At 60.3% G+C, this 262-nt stretch carries 1 protein-coding gene; it reads left to right on the top strand.

The annotated features are described in order from the left end of the window. Positions 1 to 262, top strand: a 262-nt coding sequence (locus tag OC71_RS26145; protein ID WP_041074837.1) for a hypothetical protein, incomplete at both ends; no start/stop codon positions are given.

The raw sequence follows: 262 nt of genomic DNA, 5'->3' as shown, positions 1-262 counted from the left end.
CGACAACTACCTCGACGGCGGTCTGGGCGCCGACACCCTGATGGGTGGCCTGGGCAACGACACTTATGTGGTCGACAACGTCGGCGACACCATCAGCGAAACCAGCACCCTGGCCAGCGAAATCGATACCGTCTGGTCATCGGTCAACTGGACGCTGGGCGCCAACCTGGAAAACCTGTACCTGGCCGGCACTGCCAACCTCAATGGCACCGGCAACAGCCTGAACAACATGCTCACCGGTAACAGCGGCAATAACATCCTC

It is taken from the genome of Pseudomonas sp. W15Feb9B (genome assembly GCF_000828175.1).
In the GTDB taxonomy this organism is placed as follows: domain Bacteria; phylum Pseudomonadota; class Gammaproteobacteria; order Pseudomonadales; family Pseudomonadaceae; genus Aquipseudomonas; species Aquipseudomonas parakoreensis.
The sequence above is the reverse complement of the archived record's forward strand: the minus strand, read 5'-3'. Positions and strand labels throughout refer to the sequence as shown.